Source organism: Streptomyces endophyticus (genome assembly GCF_035798155.1).
Lineage (GTDB): Bacteria > Actinomycetota > Actinomycetes > Streptomycetales > Streptomycetaceae > Streptomyces > Streptomyces endophyticus.
The window spans coordinates 1-1205 of record NZ_JAOZYC010000064.1; the positions used below are offsets into that span (position 1 = coordinate 1).

At 68.5% G+C, this 1205-nt stretch carries 2 protein-coding genes; both read left to right on the top strand.

Features of this window, described 5'->3' with window-relative positions:
* Positions 1-84 precede the first annotated feature (84 nt).
* On the top strand, positions 85-357 hold the full coding sequence (locus OKJ99_RS08715; RefSeq protein WP_326015281.1) for a hypothetical protein: 273 nt from the start codon (positions 85-87) through the stop codon (positions 355-357).
* Between the two features lie 120 nt (positions 358-477).
* Positions 478-1205, top strand: a 728-nt coding sequence (locus tag OKJ99_RS08720) for a cytochrome c oxidase subunit I (RefSeq protein WP_326015282.1), incomplete at its 3' end; no start/stop codon positions are given.

Sequence of the window (1205 nt, forward strand, 5' to 3'; positions counted from 1 at the left end):
GCACCGGCGCGGCCCCGGCCGGCTCCCACGCCCAGGCCCACGCCGCAGGTCCAGGCTCCACAGCAGCGTCGGGAACCGGCCCCCGTGAGCCGGGCCCGGGTCACCGGCCGGGTGGAGTGCGCCGAGCACCCCGCGGGCTGCCCCGCCTGGATCACCGTGATCAGCGCCCGCGGCAAGCGGCTCGCCAAGGCCGCGGTGAACCAGGGGAGTTACACGGTGGAGGGGCTGCCCGCGGGCACCCACACCCTCGTGATCTCCGCGTCGCAGCACACACCGCGCGCCGAACTGATCAGCGTGGAGGACACGTTGGACGACACGTCGGGCGTCGTACAGCACGACATCCGACTGTCGCACTGACGCCCAGCTGCTGCATTCGAGGGAACCGGGGACGCGCGGGCGCGCGTGTCCCCGCTTCCCGCCCCGACGTCCGCTAGTCGTGGTCGTGTCCTGTACACCGGCCAAGGAAGCGACTACCTGATGACGTCCCTGGAGAGCGCGGCGGCGAGCGCCGAGGCACCGGATTCGGAGACCGCACACGCGCGGCAACCCGGTGCGGTGGTGGTGAAGTGGCTCACCACCACCGACCACAAGACCATCGGCTCGCTGTATCTCATCACTTCGTTCGCGTTCTTCTGCGTCGGCGGCATCATGGCGCTCTTCATGCGCGCCGAACTGGCCCGCCCCGGCTTGCAGATCCTGTCGAACGAACAGTTCAACCAGGCCTTCACGATGCACGGCCTGATCATGCTGCTGATGTTCGCGACGCCGCTCTTCTCCGGCTTCGCGAACTGGATCATGCCCCTGCAGATCGGCGCCCCCGACGTCGCGTTCCCGCGGCTGAACATGTTCGCCTACTGGCTGTACCTGTTCGGCTCGCTGATGGCGGCCGGCGCACTGCTCACCCCGCAGGGTGCCCCCGACTTCGGCTGGTTCATGTACGCGCCGCTGTCGGACGCGATCCACACCACGAGCATCGGTGCCGACATGGGCATCATGGGCCTGGCCTTCTCCGGCTTCGGCACCATTCTCGGCTCGGTCAACTTCATCACCACCATCATCTGCATGCGCATGCCCGGCATGACGATGTTCCGGATGCCGATCTTCACGTGGAACGTGCTGCTGACCGGCGTGCTGGTCCTGCTGGCGTTCCCGGTCCTGGCCGCCGCGCTGTTCGCCCTGGAGGCGGACCGCAAGTTCGGTGCCCA